Origin of the sequence: Streptomyces sp. BK208, assembly GCF_004364245.1 — a bacterium.
In the GTDB taxonomy this organism is placed as follows: Bacteria; Actinomycetota; Actinomycetes; order Streptomycetales; family Streptomycetaceae; genus Streptomyces.
Map to the genome: position 1 here is coordinate 196,570 of NZ_SOAV01000004.1, position 18,209 is coordinate 214,778.

Sequence of the window (18,209 nt, forward strand, 5' to 3'; positions counted from 1 at the left end):
CCGACGTCCTGAGGCCCGGCAGGCGACGTCCGTCCTGGCGGCCGGCTGGGCGGACGACCTGGCACCGGGACGAACCGACGCCTGACGCCGGGCTGAGCGGCCCGGCGCGGACGGGTTTCGTGCGAACGGGTTCCGCGCACTCCCTCGCCCGCGCACCGGCACCGGCACCGGCGGACCCGGTCCCGCCGCTGCCGGTGCCCTCTCCAGGAGGCCGCTCACCAACTCCCCGCCGCGGTGCCCGGCGTGGGCGCCGGGCACCGGCGGCCGGCCCGCCGTCCTCGCCGTGCGACGGCGGGGACGGTGCAGGACGGCAAGCCGACCGGGATCGACGCCCGGCGCCGCGCCGTGGGACCCGACTACTCCGTGGCGACCGCGTGCAGGACGTCCAGGCGGGCGGCCCGCCGGGCAGGTCGCAGGCCCGCCAAGGCCCCGGCGGCGAGGCCCACCAGAGCCACCACGGCGAGCCGTACGGGCGGCAGCGCGAAGACGAAGGCGGAGTCCGAGGCACCGTCGGAGGCCGCCACGAGGACCCAGCCGAGGAAGGCGCCGAGACCGAGCCCGCCGGCCGTGCCGAAGGCGGCGACCAGGACGGACTCCCAGCGGACCATGGCCCGCAGCTGCGCCCGGGTCTGCCCGACGGCCCTCAGCAGCCCCAGTTCGCGGGTGCGCTCGTGGACCGCCAGGGTCAGGGTGTTGGCGATGCCCAGGAGTGCGATGAGCACCGCGAGGGCGAGCAGCGCGTAGACGAGGGTCAGCATCATGTCGATCCCGCCCGCCGAGGACCGCGCGTACGCGTCGCGGGTCTGCACCTCGGGGTTGCCGTACCGGTCGGCGACCTTCTCGACCGCGGCCCTGCCCTCGTCCGGGTCCACGCCGTCCGCGAAGTCGACCGCGATCAGGGTGTCGGAGTCCTGGGTGCGGTGCGGGGCCCAGGCGGTGCGGGTGATGACGTAGTCGCCGACGAGTTCCGACTGCCCGTAGACCGCGCGGACGGTGAAGGTGGCGCTGCGTCCGTCGGTGAAGGTGAGGCGGGTGGTGTCCCCGGTGGTCAGCCCCTGCTTCTCCGCCTCGCTCTCGGTGATGGCGAGGCCGTCGGCGCCCAGGTCGTCCAGGGAACCGTGGACGGTGCCCAGGTCGAAGGCGCGGTCCAGGGCGTCCGGATCGGTGACGGTCAACGCCCGTCCCCTGCCGTCGACTTCCGCCACCCCGCGGCCCAGTCCGACGGCGGTGTCCACCTGGGGCAGCTCCTGGACCGCACCGGCCAGGCGGGGACTGAGGCCGCTGCCGCCCGCGCCGAAGGACGGCGCGCTGACGGCTACGTCGCCGGCGAAGGACCGGGAGACGGTCTGGTCCATGGTCGCCTTGAGCGAGGCGCCGAACACCGTGAACAGCGACACGACCGCCACGCCGATCATCAGCGCCCCGGCGGTCGCCGCCGTCCGCTTGGGACTGCGCAGCGCGTTGCGCCGGGCGAGGACCCCGGTGACGCCGCGCATCCGGTCCAGCGGGGCACCGAGGACGCGTACGGCGGCGGTGGCGGCGACCGGGCCGAGGACGACGAAGGAGGCCAGGGCCAGGACGGCGCCCGCTCCCGCCTGCCACACCGACGGGGAGACCAGGACCCCGGCGAGCGTCAGGGCGAGGGCGAGCCCGAGCAGCGCCGTGCCGGTGACCGCCCGCGCGCGGGAGGCGCCGGAGGTGTCGACGGCCGTCTCGCGCAGCGCGGCGAGCGGTGCCGTGCGCCCGGCACGGACGGCGGGCAGCAGGGCGGAGCCGAGGCAGACCACGACGCCGACGGCGAGCGGGAGCAGCAGCGACGGCGCGCCGATCACCAGGGCGCCGTCGGGGAACGGGAAACCGATCGCGGGGAACAGGGCCTGGAGCCCGGCCGCGATGCCGATGCCGCCCGCGAGTCCGGCGGCGGACGCGGTCACGGCCACGACGGCCGCCTCGACGAGAGTGGCGGCGGTGACCTGGTGCCGGGAGGCGCCGATGGCGCGCAGCAGGGCGTTCTCGCGGGTGCGCTGGGCGACCACGATGGCGAAGGTGTTGTGGATCGAGAAGGTCGCGACCAGCAGGGCGATGCCGGAGAAGACGAGCAGGAAGGTCGTGAACAGCGTCAGGAACCGGCTGGAGATCATGTCGGTGTTCTCCGCGGCCGACTCCTGCCCGGTGATGGCCTCGACGCCCCCGGGCAGCACGCGGGTGAGCCGCTCCACGAGTTCCCGCTGGCCGACGCCCGGCCCGGCCCGCACCTGGATGCTCGCCGCCTCGCCCGGCCGCGCGCTGAGGTGTTTCTCGGCGTCGGCCTGGGTCATGCCGGTGAAGGTCACCTGGGCCATGCCGTCCGCACCGCCGAAGGTGGCGAGGCCGACGATGGTGACCTCGACGGGGTCGGGGGTGCGCAGGACGGTGGTGTCGCCGATCGCCAGGCCGCCCTTCTCGGCGGCGCCGCGGTTGACGACGACCTCGCCGGACCTGTGCGGGGCACGGCCCTCGGCGAGGCGGTACGGGTTCAGCTCCGGGTCGGTGATCCAGTTGCCGGCCAGCGTGGGCGGGCCCTGACCGCCGATCGGGTCGCCGTCCGCACCGACGAGCTGGCCCGCGCCCTGGATGCTGGGAGCGGCGGCCGCGACACCGGGCACCCGCTCGACGGTTCGCACCAGGCCGGTGCCGACCGGCTGCCGCACGCCCTGGCTCTCGCCCGGCGCGGTGATCGCGTCGGCGCTGCGCACCACGGCGTCGGTGCCGCCGGCGGCGTCGCCGAACATCGTGTCGAAGCTCGCGCGGAGCGTGTCGCCCATGACGAGGGTGCCGGCCAGGAAGGCGACGCCCAAGGCCACGGCGAGGAACGTACCGGCGAAGCGTCGCTTGTGGGCCCTGAGCGAGGACGCGCTCAGGCGGACGGAGGCGTTCATGACGGCACCTCGAAGGCTTTCATCCGGTCGAGGACCGTGTCGGCGGTGGGCGCGTCCATACGGTCGACGAGGCGTCCGTCGGCGAGGAAGACGACCTCGTCCGCGTGGGCGGCGGCGACCGGGTCGTGGGTGACCATGACGACGGTGCGGCCGGTCTGCCGGACGGTGCGGCCGAGCAGGCCCAGCACCTCGCCGCCGGAGCGGGAGTCGAGGTTGCCGGTGGGCTCGTCGGCGAAGACCACGTCCGGCCGGCCCGCGAAGGCGCGGGCCACGGCGACGCGTTGCTGCTGACCGCCGGAGAGTTCGGCGGGCCGGTGGTGGAGGCGGTCGCGCAGTCCGACGACGTCGATCAGGGCGTCGACCCACTCGGTGTCACCGGGCCCTCCGGCGAGGTCGAGGGGGAGGGTGATGTTCTCGGCGACGGTCAGGGTCGGCACCAGGTTGAACGCCTGGAACACAAAGCCGACGCGGTCGCGGCGCAGCAGGGTGAGCCGGCGGTCGTCCAGGGTGCCGAGGTCGGTGTCGCCGATGTGGGCGCTGCCCGAGGTGAGCGTGTCCAGGCCGGCGGCGCAGTGCATCAGGGTGGACTTGCCGGAGCCGGAGGGCCCCATGATGGCGGTGAAGCGGCCGGCCGGAAAGTCGACGCTCACGCCGTCGAGGGCGTGTACGGCGGTGTCGCCACCGCCGTACACCTTCACGGCGTCCACGACCCGGGCGGCGGCCCGGGTGACGGTCGTCGTGGTCATGCCGCGCCGCCCTTTCCGCTCCTGCCGAACTGCTCGTCCAGCACGGACAGGCGGCGCCAGTACTCGTCCTCGTCGATCTCGCCGGAGGCGAAGCGGTGGCCGAGCACCGTGATGGGCGAGTTGTCCTCGGCGCTCCCCGGCCGCCCGGGGCCGCGGCGCCCGCGCCACACCGTGCGGCGCAGCAGGGTGATGCCGCCGCCGATGACCAGCACCCAGATCACCGGGAAGAGCAGGATCCACGGGCCGGGCCCGCCGTCGCCGAACTGTGCCAGGGTCTCCATGTCGTCCAACTCCTCGGTCGCGATGTCCCTCGTGTCGCTTCCGAGCCTCGCTCCGGGAGGGGGCCCCGGTCGTCGTACGGCCAGCGGCAGTGTGCGTACGCCGCCGGGAGTACTCCGGCGGCGCGCGTCTGCTTCCCCCCTCCCGCTGCGCCCTCCCGCTTCCCCCTCGCACGCCGCGCTTCCCCGATCACTCGACTTCTGTAACTACTAGTATGTACAGTGCGTGCATGAGCACCTCGGAACGACTGATCGAGTCCACCCGCGAGCTGTTGTGGGAGCGGGGATACGTGGGCACCAGCCCCAAGGCGATCCTCGAACGGGCCGGCGCCGGGCAGGGCAGCATGTATCACCACTTCAAGGGCAAGCCCGATCTCGCGCTCGCCGCGATCCGGCGGACGGCCCAGGAGATGCGGGTCACCGCCGCCGCCCTGCTCGACGGCCCGGGGACGCCGTACGAGCGGATCGAGGCGTATCTGCTGCGCGAGCGCGACGTGTTGCGGGGGTGCCCGGTCGGCCGTCTGACCATGGACCCGGACGTGATCGCCGACGACGCCCTGCGCGCCCCAGTGGACGAGACCCTCGACTGGCTGCGCGAGCGGATCGCCGGGTTGGTCGAGGAGGGCCGGGAGCAGGGCGAGTTCGCGCCCTCGCTGGACGGGGCGGAGGTCGCGGCGGCGGTCGTCGCGACCGTCCAGGGCGGCTACGTGCTGGCCCGCGCGTCCGGCTCCCCCACCGCCTTCGAGGCGGCCGTCCGAGGGCTGCTCTCGCTGCTCGCCACTCACAGGAACACCACCGCGTAGAGGAGTCCGAGGACCAGTGCACATCACCCGACAGCGCCCCGCGACCGAGCAGGGCCCGGCCGAGAACTTCACCGGCGCGGTCTGGCTGGACGAGATCGCCGTGCCCCCGGCGCCCTCCCGGCTCCGCATGTTCAACGTCCACTTCGCACCGGGCGCGCACACCGCCTGGCACCACCACCCGCACGGCCAGGTCCTGCACATCCTGGAGGGCGAGGGCCGGGTGCAGCGCAGGGGCGGCGCGGTCGAGCACGTCCGCGCGGGCGACACCGTGTGGATCGCACCGGGCGAGTGGCACTGGCACGGCGCCGGGCCGCGCACCTTCATGACCCACCTCGCGGTCGTCGAGGCCGCCGGGGACGGCACGACCACCGAGTGGGGCGCGCACGTCGCCGACGAGGACCAGCACGCCTGAGGGGGCATCCATGCACGCCATGCAGTACTCGTTCACCCTGCCCGCCGACTACCCGATGGACGTCATCAGGGACCGCGTGGCCGGCACCGGGCACCTGCTGGACGACTGGCCCGGCCTCGGACTCAAGGCCTACCTGGTGCGCGAGCGCGGGCGGGACGGGTCACCGGTCAACCAGTACGCACCGTTCTACCTGTGGCGGAGCGTGGAGGGCATGAACGCCTTCCTCTGGGAGGGCGCCTTCCAGCGGCCCACCGACGACTTCGGCCGGCCCGCGGTCCGGCAGTGGACGGGCCTCGCGTACGAGGAGGGCGGCGCCGCCGGCTCCCCCGCGCGGGTGGCCGTCCTGCGGAGGCAGCCGGTCCCGGAAGGCGGGGCGCTGTCGGAGGTGGCGCAGCGGGCCGTGCGGGAGGCCGGACGGCTGGCGGCCGCGGACGGGACGCTGCTCGCCGCGGCGGTCGTGGACACCGCCCGCTGGGAGCTGGCGCACTTCTCGCTCCACGCGGGCGAGGCGCCGGACGGGGCGGAGGGCGAGGTCTTCCACGTGCTGCACCTCTCCGAGCCGGGGCGGGGCCTGCTGGCGAGGGGGCGGCAGTGGTGAGCGCCGTCCGCACCGTGCTCGGGGACGTGCCCGGTGGGGAGTTGGGCGTGTGCGACGCGCACGACCACTTGTTCTTCGCCTCTCCCCGGCTGCCCGGCGAGGAGCTGGACGACGCGGCGGCTGCACGTGCCGAGCTGACCGCGTTCCGGGAGCGGGGCGGCGGCGCCGTGATGCAGTGGACGCCGTACGGGCTGGGACGGCGGGCCGCCGATCTGCCGGGACTGTCCCGGGAGACCGGAGTGCACGTGGTGGCCGCGACGGGGCTGCACCAGGAGGTCCACTACGCAGAGGAGACCCTCGCCGCGCTGCGGGGCCGGCTCGCCGAGGTCTTCGTCGGCGAGCTGACGCGGGGCATCGGGACGTCGGGCGTGCGCGCCGGACTGATCAAGGTGGCCGGGGGTTTCCACGCGCTCGACGCGCACGCGCGGTGGACCATGTCGGCGGCGGCCGAGGCGCACCACGCGACGGGCGCGCCCATCGCCGTCCACCTGGAGCTGGGCACCGGCGCCCTGGACGTACTGGACCTGCTGTGCGGCGAGTTGGAGGTACCGCCGGACCACCTGATCCTCGGGCACCTCAACCGCGCCCCCGACGCCGTGACGCACCGGCTCGCCGCCCGCTCGGGGTGCTGGCTGGCCTTCGACGGGCCGTCGCGGGGCAACCACGCCACCGACTGGCGGATGCCGGACGCGGTGCGGGACCTCGCCGACGCGGGGTTCGGCGACCGGCTGCTGCTCGGCGGCGACACGACCACCGCGTCCGCCCGGTCGGTCGACGGCGGGCCGGGGATGCCGTACCTGCTGCGCCGCGTGGCGCCCCGGCTGGCGCTCGCCGTGGGGGACGACCTGGTGCGGCGCATCCTCACCGACAATCCCGCGCGGGCGTTCGCCGTCGCCTGGCACTGACGTCCGGGCCACCCGCCGCGGGCTGCCGGACCCGGGTCCGGGCACCGGCACCGGCACCGGCACCGGCACCGACCGGCACCGGATGCGGATGCGGCCTACCACTCGACAGGGGAACCCCATGCCTTTCGTACGCATAGACGCCTACGGCACCGACTCCCGCCCGGACCGGCTCGACGCGCTCGGCCGGGCCGTCCACGACGCCCTCGTGGAGACGCTCGGCATCCCGCCCGACGACCGCTTCCAGGTGCTGACGGCGCACGACGCCGCCCGCGGCACCCTGCCCCACGACGACTACCTCGGCGTGCACCGGGACGAGGGCATCGTCTTCGTGGCGATCACCCTGCGGGCAGGGCGGACGACCTGGCAGAAGGAGGCGCTGTACCACCGGATCGCCGAACTCGCCGAGGAGTACGCGGGGACGGCCCCCCGCAACGTCCTCGTCACCCTGAGCGAGAACACCTCCGCCGACTGGTCGCTGGGCGACGGGCTCGCACAGTACGTAGGGTCGCGATCATGCTGAGACTCGGAATTCCCGTCATCGGTGTCACCGACATCCCCCGTGCGGTGGCGTTCTGGACCCAGGCGCTGCCGCTGGTCACCACGGAGGAACGGCAGAGCGAGACGTGGCGCACCCTGTACCACGCGGACGGCTCCGGCCGCGCTCTCGGACTGATGCGCAGCGACTCGCCGGTGGAGCCGCGCCCCCGTCTGCACCTCGACCTGTTCACCGACTCAGCCGAGGAGCAGGAGGCGGAGGTGCGGCGGCTGATCGCCCTGGGGGCGCGGGCCGTCGAGTGGGACCGATACCCGCCCGACCCGGACTTCGTCGTCCTGGCCGACCCGGACGGCAACGTCTTCTGCGTCATCGACCTCGGCCACGCGCCGAGCGGCGGCGACGGGCCCGCGACCTGAGGCGTCCTCCGGCTGCCTACGCCGGTACGCCCAGCGGGTCGTCCAGGACCGGCTGCCAGGCCAACTCGGCCGCACCGACGAGGCTGTTGTGGTCCAGGCCGCAGGGCAGGATCGGCACGCCGCCGCTCTGGCCCCACAGGCTGCGCCCGGCGACGACCGCGCGCAGCCGCTCCGGGTCGGCGTCGAGAAGCGCCCGGTGCAGTCCGCCGAGGACGATGCGGTCGGGGTTGAGGATGTTCACCAGGCCGGCGAGGCCCAGGCCGAGGCGGTCGATGAGGGTCTCGGTGGCGGTGCGGACGGCCGGGTCGGCGTAGTGGTCGCGGATCAGGTCGTAGGACCGCTGGAGCAGTGAGACGTCGGGGCCCGGCTCGCGTCCGGCGGCCGTGAGGAAGGCCAGCGGGTCGGTCTCCACGTCCAGGCAGCCGCGGCTCCCACAGTGGCAGGGGCGCCCCTCGGGATTGACGGCGAGGTGGCCGACCTCCAGGGCGAGACCGGAACTGCCGGTGTGCAGGCGGCCGTCGAGGACCAGCGCACCGCCGACCCCGCGGTGGCCGGTGGCCACGCACAGCAGGTCGCGCGCGCCGCGTCCGGCGCCGTGGCGGTGCTCGGCGAGGGCCGCGAGGTTGACGTCGTTGGCGGCGAAGGCGGGCCCCTCGATCCCGGCGGCCCGCACCTGCCGGGCGAAGATCTCCCGCACCGGGGCACCCGCCGGCCAGGCCAGGTGCAGCGGGTTCAGGGCCAGGCCCTCCGGTTCCGCGACGGCCGACGGCACGGCGAGCCCCGCGCCGACGCAGCGGCGCCCGGTCCGGCTCAGGAGTTCCGCGCCCGCCTCGACGACGGAGCCCAGCACCTTCGCCGGGTCGGCGTCGACGACCTCGCAGCCGGGTGCGGTGGCGACGATCCGGCCGCCTAGACCGACCAGGGCCGCGCGGAAACCGTCGGCGTGGATCTGGGCGGCGAGGGCGACGGGCCCGTCCTCGGCGACCGAGAGACGGTGCGAGGGGCGGCCCTGGGAGCCGGCCGCCGCGCCGGGCCGGGCGTCCACCCGGATCAGGCCGAGCGCCTCCAGTTCCGCGGCCACCGCGCCCGCCGTGGCGCGGGTCACCCCCAGTTCCGCGGTGAGGACGGCCCGGGTGGGGGCGCGGCCGGTGTGCACCAGCTCCAACGCGGGTCCGAGCGCACCGCGTCCCCGGTCCAGCCGCGTCCTCGAGGTGGTCCCTTCCCCCGCCGCCCGGGGGTCCGCCTTGCCGCTCATGAGGGGGAGTCTCCCATGATCCGTCCGTGTCGCCGCCCGGGACGCCTCTTCCGATCTCGGTCCGGGCGACCCAGCACGACGACCCGGCTGGCCTGGCCCCGCAGGAAGTCCGTCCCACGATCACTTGCCTGGTCCTGGGGAGGCACACTGACCCGAGTGGGAGGCGGAGGTGCTCACGACCGGGCTGCGTCTACGCCGCGAGAGTGTCCAGGACGTCGGTGACGGGAGCGGGGTCCAGCGGGCCCACGTGGGACGCCTCCGGGAAGTCGTGTACGCGGAAAGGGTTGCCGGGGGTGAGCGCGTCGGCTTCCGCGACCATCCTGTCCTGGAGAGCGGTGGCTATCGTCCGGTCCTCACCGAAGCGCAGGTAGGTGCGGCGAATGCGTCCCCAGCTCTCGGCGCGGCCGACGGCTCGACCCGCGTAGGCGGCGACGGGCTCGTCGGTCTGCATGCCGGCCAGTACCCGGCGGAAGTCGGCTTCCGGGTAATCGGCGCAGATCATCTCCTTGAGAAGGGCGAGTTCACGACGCTCACCTGTCCGGAAGTTCAGCCGCAGCACTCCGAGGCGGTCCGGGTCGCCCACCGTCAGCTCGACCGGACTGACGGCGTCGGCGTTCTCGGGTGCCGCCGTGCAGGCGTCCGCTGTGGGCAGGGCACGGCTGGGGCAGAAGGCGGCCATGTAGCAGAGGTGGTGAAGCAGGTGCGGGACGGCGTTGCCGACGCGGCTGACCGACACGCCGCCCAGACTGTGCCCGACCAGCACCACCGGGCCGTTCCTCGCCGCGCGCCGCACGGCACCCGTGACGCGTGCCTCGTAGTCGTCCAGTCCGAGGCCCGACAGCGGGGAGGGCTCGGACGCCATCGCTTCGAGGTCCTGCCGCTGGTAGGACTCCGGGAGGAAGGCCTCCGTGCCGTGCCGCGGCTGGTCCACCATGACGACGCGGTGGCCCCGGAGCGTCAACTCCCGCGCGATCGGCGTCCAGAACGCGCCGGCGCTGTGGGTGCCGTGCACCAGCACGTAGGTGGTGGACCCGCGACGAGGCTCAGCCGCTGCTCGCGACGCTCCGGCCCCGCCGGACAGGGCGGTGGCACCCACCGCGAGCCCCAGACCGCGCAGCGCCGTCCGCCTGGTGGTACCCGATCGCTGATCGTTCGTGGAATCCGTCATGCCCCGACGCTATGAGCGTCACGCCGAGCCCACCAGCGGCTCAGCACCCCTGCCGGGGTGGACCTGGCAACACCTCTGGGCGGGGCGCCGGTCGCCCGAGGCTCCGCCGTACCCGCAGCGAGGGCCTCGTTCTCCGTCCTGCCGTGGGCAAGCGAACTCCGCGTGCGATCCTGCACGGATGAACGATCTCGGCGATGCGAAACTTCGTGACTGGTCGCTGCGTTGCATGGTCCTCTTCGCGGCCGACTCCCCTGATCAGCTTGCCTGGCTGGGCGAGCGGGACGTGGAGACGAAGGACGTCGTCGAGGAGGTGGAACTCATCTGCTCCATCGCTGAAGGACTCACGGAGCGCGGGGCGTTCGGGCCCGGGGACCTGCGCGGCTTCCGGGCGATCGGCCGACGCGTCGGCGAGATCGATGCCGGATGCCGCGTCGGCCTCTGGGCCGACGCCCTGCTCGCGGATCCGGCGTGGGACGAAGTACGTCTCCTCGCCCGCCGGCTCCTTGTGACGGCCCTGGGCGACTGGCGTCAGCCACTGCCCCGGCCCTCGGGCTCGCACACCAAAGGCCGTTGAACCCGTCCAGGCCCGCCGGGCAGGCTCGCCGCGGGGTGTCGGCCACCGCAGCCGTCCACGTCAGCCGAGGACCTCGGCCGCCTTGGTCATCGGTCCGCCCGCGTCGCCGGTGTTGATCGTTCCCTTCGGTTCGAACAGCAGAATCGCGGTCTCCTCGTCCGCCACGGGGCAGTGTTCGACCCCACGGGGAACCACGAACAACTCGCCGGGCTCCAGCACCACATCGGCGTCCCTGAGCTGGATTCTGAGCCGCCCGGCGATGACCAGGAACAGTTCGTCGGTGTCCTCGTGGGTGTGCCAGACGAACTCCCCCTTCAGTTTTGCCACCTTGACCTCGTAGTCGTTGACCACAGCCACCCGCTTCTGCGACCACAGCTCGCTGAACTGCGCCAGCTTGTCGACGAGGTTGACGGGCACAACAGACCTGGACATACGGCATCCTTCCGCAAGGCCGGTCAACCGGGGCACCTCCTCGGGCACCCTTCGGCCGGCTTCATCAGCCTGCCGCCCCCGGACCGTGCCGGTCTTGTACGTTCCTGGCATGACTGGACACCGACCCCGCGCCTCCGTCAGCGCATGGCGGCCCGAGGTCCCGGGCATCTCCGAGGTTTTCCACGCGCACTTCACCGAGCACGCGTACCCGGCCCACACCCACGGCACGTGGGACCTGATGATCCTCGATGACGGGGCGGTCGACTTCGCACTCGACCGCCGCCGTCACGGGGCGACCGGCAACTCCTGCGTCCTCCTGTTGCCGCCTGGCGTCTCCCACGACGGCCGGACCGTCACCGCGTCCGGATTCCGCAAGCGCAACCTCTACCTCGACGACTCCGTACTCCCCCAACGGCTGGCCGGCCGCGCCGTGGACACCCCGGTCATCGACGACCGGCTGCTTCGCCACCGGATCCACCGGCTGCACGCCGCACTTGCCCGTACGGGGGGCGAACTGGAGGCCGAGTCCCGCCTCTCGTTCATCCAGGAACGGCTCGGCTTCCACCTCACCGGTCTCCACCCTCGCGTACCGGGACGTGAGGCGAACCGGCTCGCCACCGCATTGCGGGATCTACTGGACTCCCGGACACGCGCCGGCATATCCCTGCGCGAAGCCGCCGCCATCCTGCACGCCCACCCCACCCACCTGATCCGCTGCTTCAAGCTGACGTACGGCCTGCCGCCCCACGCCTATCTCACCGGCAAGCGCATCGACCAGGCACGACAGCTGCTCCTCGACGGCCACCGGCCCGCCGATGTCGCCACGACTGTGGGGTTCCACGACCAGGCCCACCTGAACCGGCACTTCATGCGCCACGTCGGCACCACACCCGCGCGTTACGCACGCACCCACAGCGGTTCGGCCGCCCCTCCCCTCCCCCACCACGGACCCGGCGTACCCACGCCGTCGGAGCACTAGAGCCCACTGACCCTGAGCGTGATGTTCAGCCGTCCGGTGAGTCCCGACTCGGGCGGTGCGGTGCCCGGGTGCACCCTCGGGACGCCGTGGTAGGCGAGCCGGGAGGGGCCGCCGAAGACGAACAGGTCGCCGCTGCGCAGCTCGATGTCGGTGTAGGGGCGGGTGCGGGTCTCCGGGTTGCCGAAGCGGAAGACGCAGGTGTCACCGAGGCTCAGGGAGACCACGGGGGCGTCGGACCGCTCGTCCGCGTCGCGGTGCATGCCCATGCGCGCGTCGGCGTCGTAGAAATCCACCAGCGCGATGTCGTACGGCGCCGGTGCCACCGCCTCGGTGCCCAGCGCGTCGGTCACCGCACGGCGGGCGAGGTCGTCGAGCCACGCGGGGAAGGGCTTGACCGGGGCGCCGTCGCCGTCGACCGCGGTGGAGGCGTAGCCGTACGGGTACCAGTGCCGGCCGAGGCAGACCTGCCGGGCGGTCATGGTGCCGCCGCCCGGGGTGCGCACCGTGCGCAGTCCCGCCGGGGGGCGGGCCCAGTCCCGGCAGGCGTCCAGCAGCTCGCGCTGCGCGTCCGCGTCCAGCCAGTCCGGTACGTGGACGGCAGCGGGCGCGATCACGGTCGGGGTCCTGGGGAACAGCTCGGCGTCCATGCCCCCATCGTGCCTCCGCGTCCCGCCTCACCGCCGCGACCGGCGCTGAGCTGCGGCTCGGCTAGCCTGGGCACACGATGAACGACCGCAGCACGAACCACCGCAGCACGAACACCCCCGGCCCCGACGAACGCGGCGCGGACGACCGCGGTGCGCACGACCGCGGTGCGCACGACCGCAGCGACCGTGACGGCCGTATGGCCACGCCGTGGGGCGAGCACGTGCTGTCCCGCTACCCGGAGGACCCGCGGGACCGGCTGCGTGCCTGGGACGCGTCCGACGAGTACCTGCTGGGGCACCTCGCCGAGCGGGAGGTGCCGCTCGACGGCACGGTCGTGGTCGTCGGCGACCGCTGGGGAGCGCTGGTGACGGCGCTCGCGGCGCACCGGCCGGTGCAGATCACCGACTCGCACCTCGCCCGGGAGGCGACGCGGGCCAACCTGGAGCGGGCCGGCGCCGCACCGGGTGCGGTGCGCCTGCTCACCACGCAGGACCCGCCGCCGGACCGCGTCGACGTACTGCTGGTGCGGGTGCCGAAGAGCCTGGCGCTGCTGGAGGACCAGCTGCTGCGGCTGGCGCCCGCGCTGCACGAGGGCACGGTCGTGGTGGGCACCGGGATGGTGAAGGAGATCCACACCTCGACGCTCCGGCTGTTCGAGCGGATCGTCGGGCCGACCCGGACCTCGCTGGCGGTGAGGAAGGCCCGGCTGATCTTCTCGGAGCCCGACCCCGCGCTGGAGCGGCCGGCCAACCCCTGGCCGCTCGGCTACCGGCTCCCCGACGACGTGGGACCGCTCTCCGGCCGCCCCGTCGTCAGCCACGCGGGCGTCTTCTGCGCCGACCGGCTCGACATCGGCACCCGCTTCTTCCTCCGGCACCTGCCGGACCCCGGGGCCTTCCGGCGGGTCGTGGACCTCGGCTGCGGCAACGGTGTGGTCGGTACGGCGGTGGCGCTGGCCGATCCGGACGCCGAGGTGCTGTTCACCGACGAGTCGTTCCAGGCCGTGGCCTCGGCCGAGGCGACGTACCGGGCGAACGGCTCCCCGGGCCGGGCGGAGTTCCGCCTCGGCGACGGGCTGGCCGGGGTGCCGGACGGAAATGTCGACCTGGTGCTCAACAATCCGCCGTTCCACTCCCATCAGGCGACGACGGACGCGACGGCCCACCGGATGTTCACCGGGGCGCGGCGGGCGCTGCGCCCCGGCGGCGAACTGTGGGTGGTCGGCAACCGGCACCTGGGGTACCACGTCACGCTGCGTCGCCTGTTCGGCAACAGCCGGCTGGTCGCGGGCGACCGGAAGTTCGTGGTGCTGAGGGCGGTCAAGCAGTAGCGGCCGGAGCGGCCGCGGGAGGGGGCGCGGTCCGGGCGACCACCTGGATGAGCGCCGTCACCGTACGGGCCATGGCCTCCCTCCCCGCGGTGAGGTAGTCGCGCGAGTCCACCGCGTCGGGCCGGGCGGCCAGGTGCTCCCTGATCGCGCCGGTCATGGCGATGTTGAGGGCGGTGCCGACGTTGACCTTGGCGATGCCGCCCGCGACGGCCGCGGCGAGCTCGTCGTCCGGGACGCCGGAGGAGCCGTGCAGGACGAGGGGCACGTCCAGGGTGCCGGACAGCGCCTTGAGCAGGTCGTGGTCGAGGGCCGCGGTGCGCGTCGTCATGGCGTGGGAGCTGCCGACGGCGACGGCCAGGGCGTCGACGCCGGAGTCGGCCACGAAGGCGCGGGCCTCGGCGGGGTCGGTGCGGGCACCGGGGGCGTGGGCGTCGAGCGGCGGTGCGCCGTTCTTCCCGCCGACCTCCCCCAACTCGGCCTCGATCCAAAGCCCCTGGGCGTGGGCCCAGTCGGCGGCGGCCCGGGTCGCCGCGAGGTTGTCCGCGTACGGCAGCCGGGCGGCGTCGTACATCACGGAGCTGAACCCGGCGTCCGGGGCCTGCCGCAGCAGGCCGTCGCCCTGGACGTGGTCGAGGTGCAGGGCGACGGGCACGGCGGCGCCCTCGGCGGCGGCGACGGCCGCGCGGGCCAGGGGCAGCAGGCGGCCGTAGCGGTACTTGACGGCGTTCTCGCTGACCTGGAGGACGACGGGCATCCGCGCGGACTCGGCGCCCGCGACGACGGCCTCGATGTGCTCCAGGGTGATGACGTTGAAGGCGGCGACCGCGGAGCGCGCGGCGGTGGCACGGCCGACCAGGTCGCCGGTGGTGGCGAGGGGCACGGTCTGTCCTATCCGGGCGTAGGGGGGCGGGCTTCGGCAGCGGGCTCCGGGGAGCGAGCCCGGGGGCTTCGGGGGGCTTCAGGAGGCTTCAGGGGGCGAGGATCACCGAGCGGGTCAGATGGCGCGGGCGGTCCGGGTCGAGGCCGCGGGCGGCGGCGACGGCCACGGCCAGCCGCTGGGCGCGGACCAGTTCGGCCAGCGGGTCCAGCTCGCCGGGCACCCACATCGCGCCGGTCTCCCGGACCTGATCGGCCAGCCCCTCGGGCGCCTCGCCGAACATCCAGGTGGCCGTGCCCGCGGTGCTGATGCTGATGGGGCCGTGCCGGTACTCCATCGCCGGGTAGGCCTCGGTCCACGACAGGGAGGCCTCGCGCATCTTCAGGCCGGCCTCGTTGGCCAGTCCGACGGTCCAGCCCCGGCCGAGGAAGGTGAACTGGGTGCGCTCGACGAGCCCCTCGGGCAGTTCGGCGGCGAGCGCGGTGCGGGCGTCGGCGACGACGGCGTCGGTGTGCAGGCCCAGGTGGGCGCGGAGCAGGGTGAGCGCGGTGGTCGCGAACCGCGTCTGCACGACGGACCGCTCGTCGGCGAAGTCGAGGACGACCAGGTCGTCGGCGGCGGTCATGACCGGCGTCCCCGGGTCGGCGGTGAGCGCGACGGTCCGCGTGCGGCCCTTCAACTCCGCGAGCAGCGCCAGCACTTCGGTGGTGGTGCCGGACCGGGTGAGGGCGACGACCCGGTCGTACGCGCGGCCTCGCGGGAACTCGGAGGCGGCGAACGCGTCCGTCTCCCCCAGGCCCGCGTCCTCGCGCAGGGCCGCCGCCGCCTGCGCCATGAAGTACGAGGTGCCGCATCCGACGATCGCCACCCGCTCCCCCGCCGCCGGCAGCGCCGGTGTGTGGTCCGCCGCCTGGGCCGCGGCGCGTGCCCAGCACTCGGGCTGGCTGTTGAGCTCGTCCTCGACGTACGTCATGTCGCACTCTCCCCGCACACAGGCTGATTGTTCCTGCAAGATATAGCGAGCTTTCGAGCACAATCAAGCAATAGGACGAACTGTGCGGTGCGCTAGGGTCGGCGGGGGTCGAGGAACGGAGGCGCGGATGTCGCGCGACGCCCGCTGGAAGGCGCTGCTGGAGCTGCTCGTCGAGCGCGGCCGGCTGGACGTCGAGGAGGCGGCGACCGAACTGGAGGTCTCGGCCGCGACGATCCGCCGCGACTTCGACCGGCTCGCCGAACAGCAGATGCTGGTGCGCACGCGCGGTGGCGCGGTCGTGCACGGGGTGTCGTACGAACTGCCGCTGCGTTACAAGACGGCCCGTCGGGCGTCGGAGAAGCAGCGCGTCGCCCAGGCGGTCGCGGCGCTGGTGGCGCCCGGCGAGGCGGTGGGACTGACCGGGGGCACGACCACCACGGAAGTGGCGCGCGCCCTGGCCGTGCGCGCCGACCTGGCCTCCGGCACCCCCGCGCTGACCGTGGTCACCAACGCCCTCAACATCGCCAACGAGCTGGCCGTGCGGCCGCAGTTCAAGATCGTGGTGACCGGAGGTGTGGCCCGGGCGCAGTCGTACGAGCTGATCGGTCCGCTCGCGGACGGGGTGCTGGGTCAGGTGACGCTCGACGTGGCCGTACTGGGCGTCGTCGCCTTCGACGTCGCGCACGGCGCCGCCGCCCACGACGAGGCGGAGGCCGCGATCAACCGGCTGCTGTGCGAGCGCGCCGAGCGGGTGGTCGTGGCCGCCGACTCCAGCAAGCTGGGCCGACGGGCGTTCGCCCGGATCTGCGCGACCGAGTCGGTGGACACCCTGGTGACGGACGGCGCGGCCGACCCGGAGCTGGTGCGCCGGTTCGAGGAGGCGGGCGTCCGGGTCGTCACGGCCTGAGGGGCCGCCGGCGACGGTGCGGTTCAGTGGCCGTGGCCGCCGGAGTGCTCCGGCGTGCCGGCCGGGGCGGGTTCGGCCGCGCCCGGCACCGACCCGGCGCGCACGGTGAACGCCGCGGTGCGGACCTCGCCGCGGTGCCGGAAGTCGAGGAAGAGACGGTAGGTGCCGCTACTGGGTGCGGTGGCCGTGAAGGAGATCCCCGGGCCGGGTTCCGTGGTGCCGTCGCAGGGTTCGCCGTTCGGGTGGACGTGCAGGTACGCGAGGTCGCCTGAGCGCAGGGCGACGAGGTGGCCGTAGGCGCCGAGGTAGGGCTGGAGGTCGTTGACGGGTTCGCCGTCGCGGGACACCGTCAGTTTCAGCTCGCTCGCCTTGCCCGGGCGCAGGGAACCCGCGAGTGCCACCTGGTAGCCGTCGACCCGGGCGGTGCTGTTCGGGGCGGGCAGCCGCGCCGGCTCGTAACGGCCTGAGGCGGCCAGGTCGGCGCCGAGGGTGAGGTTCTTCGCGCCCTTGCCCGCCGGGGTGAAGTCGGCGAAAACGCGGTAACCGCCCGCCGCGGGCAGGTCGACGGGGGTGCTCCAGGTGCCGTCGGCGGCGCGGGTGGGGTGCAGGTGGCGGTAGGTGACCAGGTCGCGTGAGGCCAGGATGAGGTGGAGCTCCTTGTCGTGCTCCCGCTGGTACGCGGTGACCGCCGCGCCGCTCGCGTCCCGGACCGTGAAGCGCAGTTCGCTGCGCTGTCCGGCGGTGACGCGCGGGGTGGCGAGGTCGAGGGTGTAACCGTCCTCGGAGATCTGCAGGCCGCCGGCCGGGGTGTCCTGGTGTCCTCCGTGTCCGCCGCCCTCGTCCGGCCGCGGCGCCTCCTCACTGGCGCCGTCCCGTTCGCCGTGCCCGCCGTGGGGCGCGGGTGCGCCGTTCGCGACGATCGGGTCCACTCCCGCGCCGACGCCGTAGGCGGTGCCGAAGGCCGCGGCCAGGGCGGCGGCGAACGCGGTGATCCTCAGTCCGGTGTGCATGACGGTCGTCTCCTCGATCACGGGTCTCCGGGGCACTCGAAGACCCTCCCTGCACCTCACGATACCCCCAGGGGGTACCTAGTCAAGCGACGGGAACACTTGCTTCACATACCCCCTAGGGGTAAACATGAGCTCGCGAGGCGGATACCCCCGCCCCGTATCGCACCTTTCGCTCGCTCCCGGAGGAAGCCATGCCCTCGAACCTCACCGCCGCCGTGTCCCCCGCGTCCACCACCTACGCCGTCTCCGGCATGAGCTGCGGTCACTGCGGCGCGACGCTCACGCGGGCGATCGGCGAACTGGACGGTGTCACCCGGGTGGACGTCGAACTCGGCACCGGACGGGTGACCGTCACGGCCACCGCGGCGCCGGACGACACCGTGATCGCCCGGGTGGTCCACGAAGCGGGCTACGAGCTGACCGGTCGTGTCTGACCGACCCGACACCCCCGCCGCACACCGGGACCCGCGCCCCGGCCGACGCC

21 protein-coding genes are annotated in these 18,209 nt (G+C 74.0%); 11 read left to right on the forward strand and 10 right to left on the reverse strand.

The annotated features are described in order from the left end of the window. Window positions 1–356: 356 nt before the first annotated feature. Genes EV562_RS11860 through EV562_RS11870 form a run of 3 tightly spaced genes read right to left on the reverse strand, consistent with a single transcriptional unit; the run spans window position 357 to window position 3,945 of the window. Window positions 357–2,918 carry an ABC transporter permease gene (locus EV562_RS11860; protein WP_133886730.1) on the reverse strand — a complete coding sequence of 854 codons (2,562 nt, stop codon included), beginning with the start codon at window positions 2,916–2,918 and terminating at the stop codon, window positions 357–359. Then, window positions 2,915–3,664 (reverse strand): ABC transporter ATP-binding protein, encoded by a 750-nt coding sequence (locus EV562_RS11865; protein WP_133886731.1) that lies wholly within the window; start codon window positions 3,662–3,664, stop codon window positions 2,915–2,917. Before EV562_RS11865 ends, EV562_RS11860 begins: the two co-directional genes overlap by 4 nt. Continuing rightward, a complete protein-coding gene (locus EV562_RS11870; RefSeq protein WP_133886732.1) occupies window positions 3,661–3,945 on the reverse strand; it encodes an SHOCT domain-containing protein in 285 nt (94 codons plus the stop codon). Before EV562_RS11870 ends, EV562_RS11865 begins: the two co-directional genes overlap by 4 nt. Window positions 3,946–4,172: 227 nt before the next feature. Here EV562_RS11870 and EV562_RS11875 point away from each other — a divergent pair, with 227 nt between their 5' ends. The 6 genes from EV562_RS11875 (at window position 4,173) to EV562_RS11900 (ending at window position 7,572) form a co-directional block, all read left to right on the forward strand. After that, on the forward strand, window positions 4,173–4,745 hold the full coding sequence (locus tag EV562_RS11875; RefSeq protein ID WP_243860038.1) for a TetR/AcrR family transcriptional regulator: 573 nt from the start codon (window positions 4,173–4,175) through the stop codon (window positions 4,743–4,745). Window positions 4,746–4,761: 16 nt separating this feature from the next. Continuing rightward, window positions 4,762–5,157, forward strand: a complete 396-nt coding sequence (locus EV562_RS11880) for a cupin domain-containing protein (protein ID WP_133886734.1) — start codon at window positions 4,762–4,764, stop codon at window positions 5,155–5,157. 10 nt (window positions 5,158–5,167) lie between these two features. Then, window positions 5,168–5,755 carry a DUF4865 family protein gene (locus tag EV562_RS11885; RefSeq protein ID WP_133886735.1) on the forward strand — a complete coding sequence of 196 codons (588 nt, stop codon included), beginning with the start codon at window positions 5,168–5,170 and terminating at the stop codon, window positions 5,753–5,755. Next, window positions 5,752–6,660, forward strand: coding sequence for a phosphotriesterase (locus EV562_RS11890; protein WP_133886736.1), 909 nt, complete (start codon window positions 5,752–5,754; stop codon window positions 6,658–6,660). Before EV562_RS11885 ends, EV562_RS11890 begins: the two co-directional genes overlap by 4 nt. A gap of 118 nt (window positions 6,661–6,778) precedes the next feature. After that, window positions 6,779–7,180: a tautomerase family protein gene (locus tag EV562_RS11895; protein WP_133886737.1), complete on the forward strand. Its 402-nt coding sequence runs from the start codon at window positions 6,779–6,781 to the stop codon at window positions 7,178–7,180. Further along, a complete protein-coding gene (locus tag EV562_RS11900) occupies window positions 7,174–7,572 on the forward strand; it encodes a VOC family protein (protein WP_133886738.1) in 399 nt (132 codons plus the stop codon). Before EV562_RS11895 ends, EV562_RS11900 begins: the two co-directional genes overlap by 7 nt. 16 nt (window positions 7,573–7,588) lie before the next feature. Here EV562_RS11900 and EV562_RS11905 read toward each other — a convergent pair whose 3' ends face one another. Together EV562_RS11905 and EV562_RS11910 are read right to left on the reverse strand one after the other, a co-directional pair. Then, window positions 7,589–8,827, reverse strand: coding sequence for an ROK family protein (locus EV562_RS11905; RefSeq protein WP_133886739.1), 1,239 nt, complete (start codon window positions 8,825–8,827; stop codon window positions 7,589–7,591). 190 nt (window positions 8,828–9,017) lie between these two features. Then, the gene (locus EV562_RS11910) at window positions 9,018–9,845 is read right to left on the reverse strand and encodes an alpha/beta hydrolase (RefSeq protein WP_166661754.1); all 828 of its coding nucleotides are present in this window, start codon (window positions 9,843–9,845) and stop codon (window positions 9,018–9,020) included. A 328-nt stretch (window positions 9,846–10,173) separates the two neighbouring features. On the opposite strand from EV562_RS11910, the gene EV562_RS11915 reads away from it, so the two are divergent. Next, on the forward strand, window positions 10,174–10,569 hold the full coding sequence (locus EV562_RS11915; RefSeq protein ID WP_133886741.1) for a hypothetical protein: 396 nt from the start codon (window positions 10,174–10,176) through the stop codon (window positions 10,567–10,569). 60 nt (window positions 10,570–10,629) lie between these two features. Here EV562_RS11915 and EV562_RS11920 read toward each other — a convergent pair whose 3' ends face one another. Beyond that, on the reverse strand, window positions 10,630–11,001 hold the full coding sequence (locus EV562_RS11920) for a cupin domain-containing protein (RefSeq protein WP_133886742.1): 372 nt from the start codon (window positions 10,999–11,001) through the stop codon (window positions 10,630–10,632). Window positions 11,002–11,110: 109 nt separating this feature from the next. Between EV562_RS11920 and EV562_RS11925 the strand changes: the two genes are divergently transcribed. Then, window positions 11,111–11,980, forward strand: a complete 870-nt coding sequence (locus EV562_RS11925; RefSeq protein WP_133886743.1) for an AraC family transcriptional regulator — start codon at window positions 11,111–11,113, stop codon at window positions 11,978–11,980. On the opposite strand, the gene EV562_RS11930 is transcribed toward EV562_RS11925, so the two are convergent. Further along, on the reverse strand, window positions 11,977–12,627 hold the full coding sequence (locus tag EV562_RS11930; RefSeq protein ID WP_133886744.1) for an alpha-ketoglutarate-dependent dioxygenase AlkB: 651 nt from the start codon (window positions 12,625–12,627) through the stop codon (window positions 11,977–11,979). The two genes, EV562_RS11925 and EV562_RS11930, sit on opposite strands and share 4 nt — an antisense overlap. A gap of 197 nt (window positions 12,628–12,824) precedes the next feature. Between EV562_RS11930 and EV562_RS11935 the strand changes: the two genes are divergently transcribed. Continuing rightward, complete coding sequence (locus tag EV562_RS11935) at window positions 12,825–13,958, forward strand: methyltransferase (protein ID WP_166661755.1); 1,134 nt, start codon at window positions 12,825–12,827, stop codon at window positions 13,956–13,958. On the opposite strand, the gene EV562_RS11940 is transcribed toward EV562_RS11935, so the two are convergent. Together EV562_RS11940 and EV562_RS11945 are read right to left on the reverse strand one after the other, a co-directional pair. Beyond that, window positions 13,948–14,838, reverse strand: a complete 891-nt coding sequence (locus tag EV562_RS11940; protein WP_133886746.1) for a ketose-bisphosphate aldolase — start codon at window positions 14,836–14,838, stop codon at window positions 13,948–13,950. The genes EV562_RS11935 and EV562_RS11940 overlap by 11 nt on opposite strands. An 88-nt stretch (window positions 14,839–14,926) precedes the next feature. After that, complete coding sequence (locus tag EV562_RS11945) at window positions 14,927–15,808, reverse strand: SIS domain-containing protein (RefSeq protein ID WP_133886747.1); 882 nt, start codon at window positions 15,806–15,808, stop codon at window positions 14,927–14,929. Between the two features lie 127 nt (window positions 15,809–15,935). Here EV562_RS11945 and EV562_RS11950 point away from each other — a divergent pair, with 127 nt between their 5' ends. Beyond that, entirely contained in the window at window positions 15,936–16,715 is a 780-nt protein-coding gene (locus EV562_RS11950; RefSeq protein ID WP_133886748.1) for a DeoR/GlpR family DNA-binding transcription regulator, read from the forward strand. Window positions 16,716–16,738: 23 nt separating this feature from the next. Here the strand turns inward: EV562_RS11950 and EV562_RS11955 are convergent, their stop codons facing one another. Beyond that, a complete protein-coding gene (locus EV562_RS11955; RefSeq protein ID WP_133887046.1) occupies window positions 16,739–17,725 on the reverse strand; it encodes a hypothetical protein in 987 nt (328 codons plus the stop codon). Between the two features lie 191 nt (window positions 17,726–17,916). Here EV562_RS11955 and EV562_RS11960 point away from each other — a divergent pair, with 191 nt between their 5' ends. Beyond that, the gene (locus EV562_RS11960; RefSeq protein ID WP_133886749.1) at window positions 17,917–18,159 is read left to right on the forward strand and encodes a heavy-metal-associated domain-containing protein; all 243 of its coding nucleotides are present in this window, start codon (window positions 17,917–17,919) and stop codon (window positions 18,157–18,159) included. The last annotated feature ends 50 nt before the right edge of the window (window positions 18,160–18,209 follow it).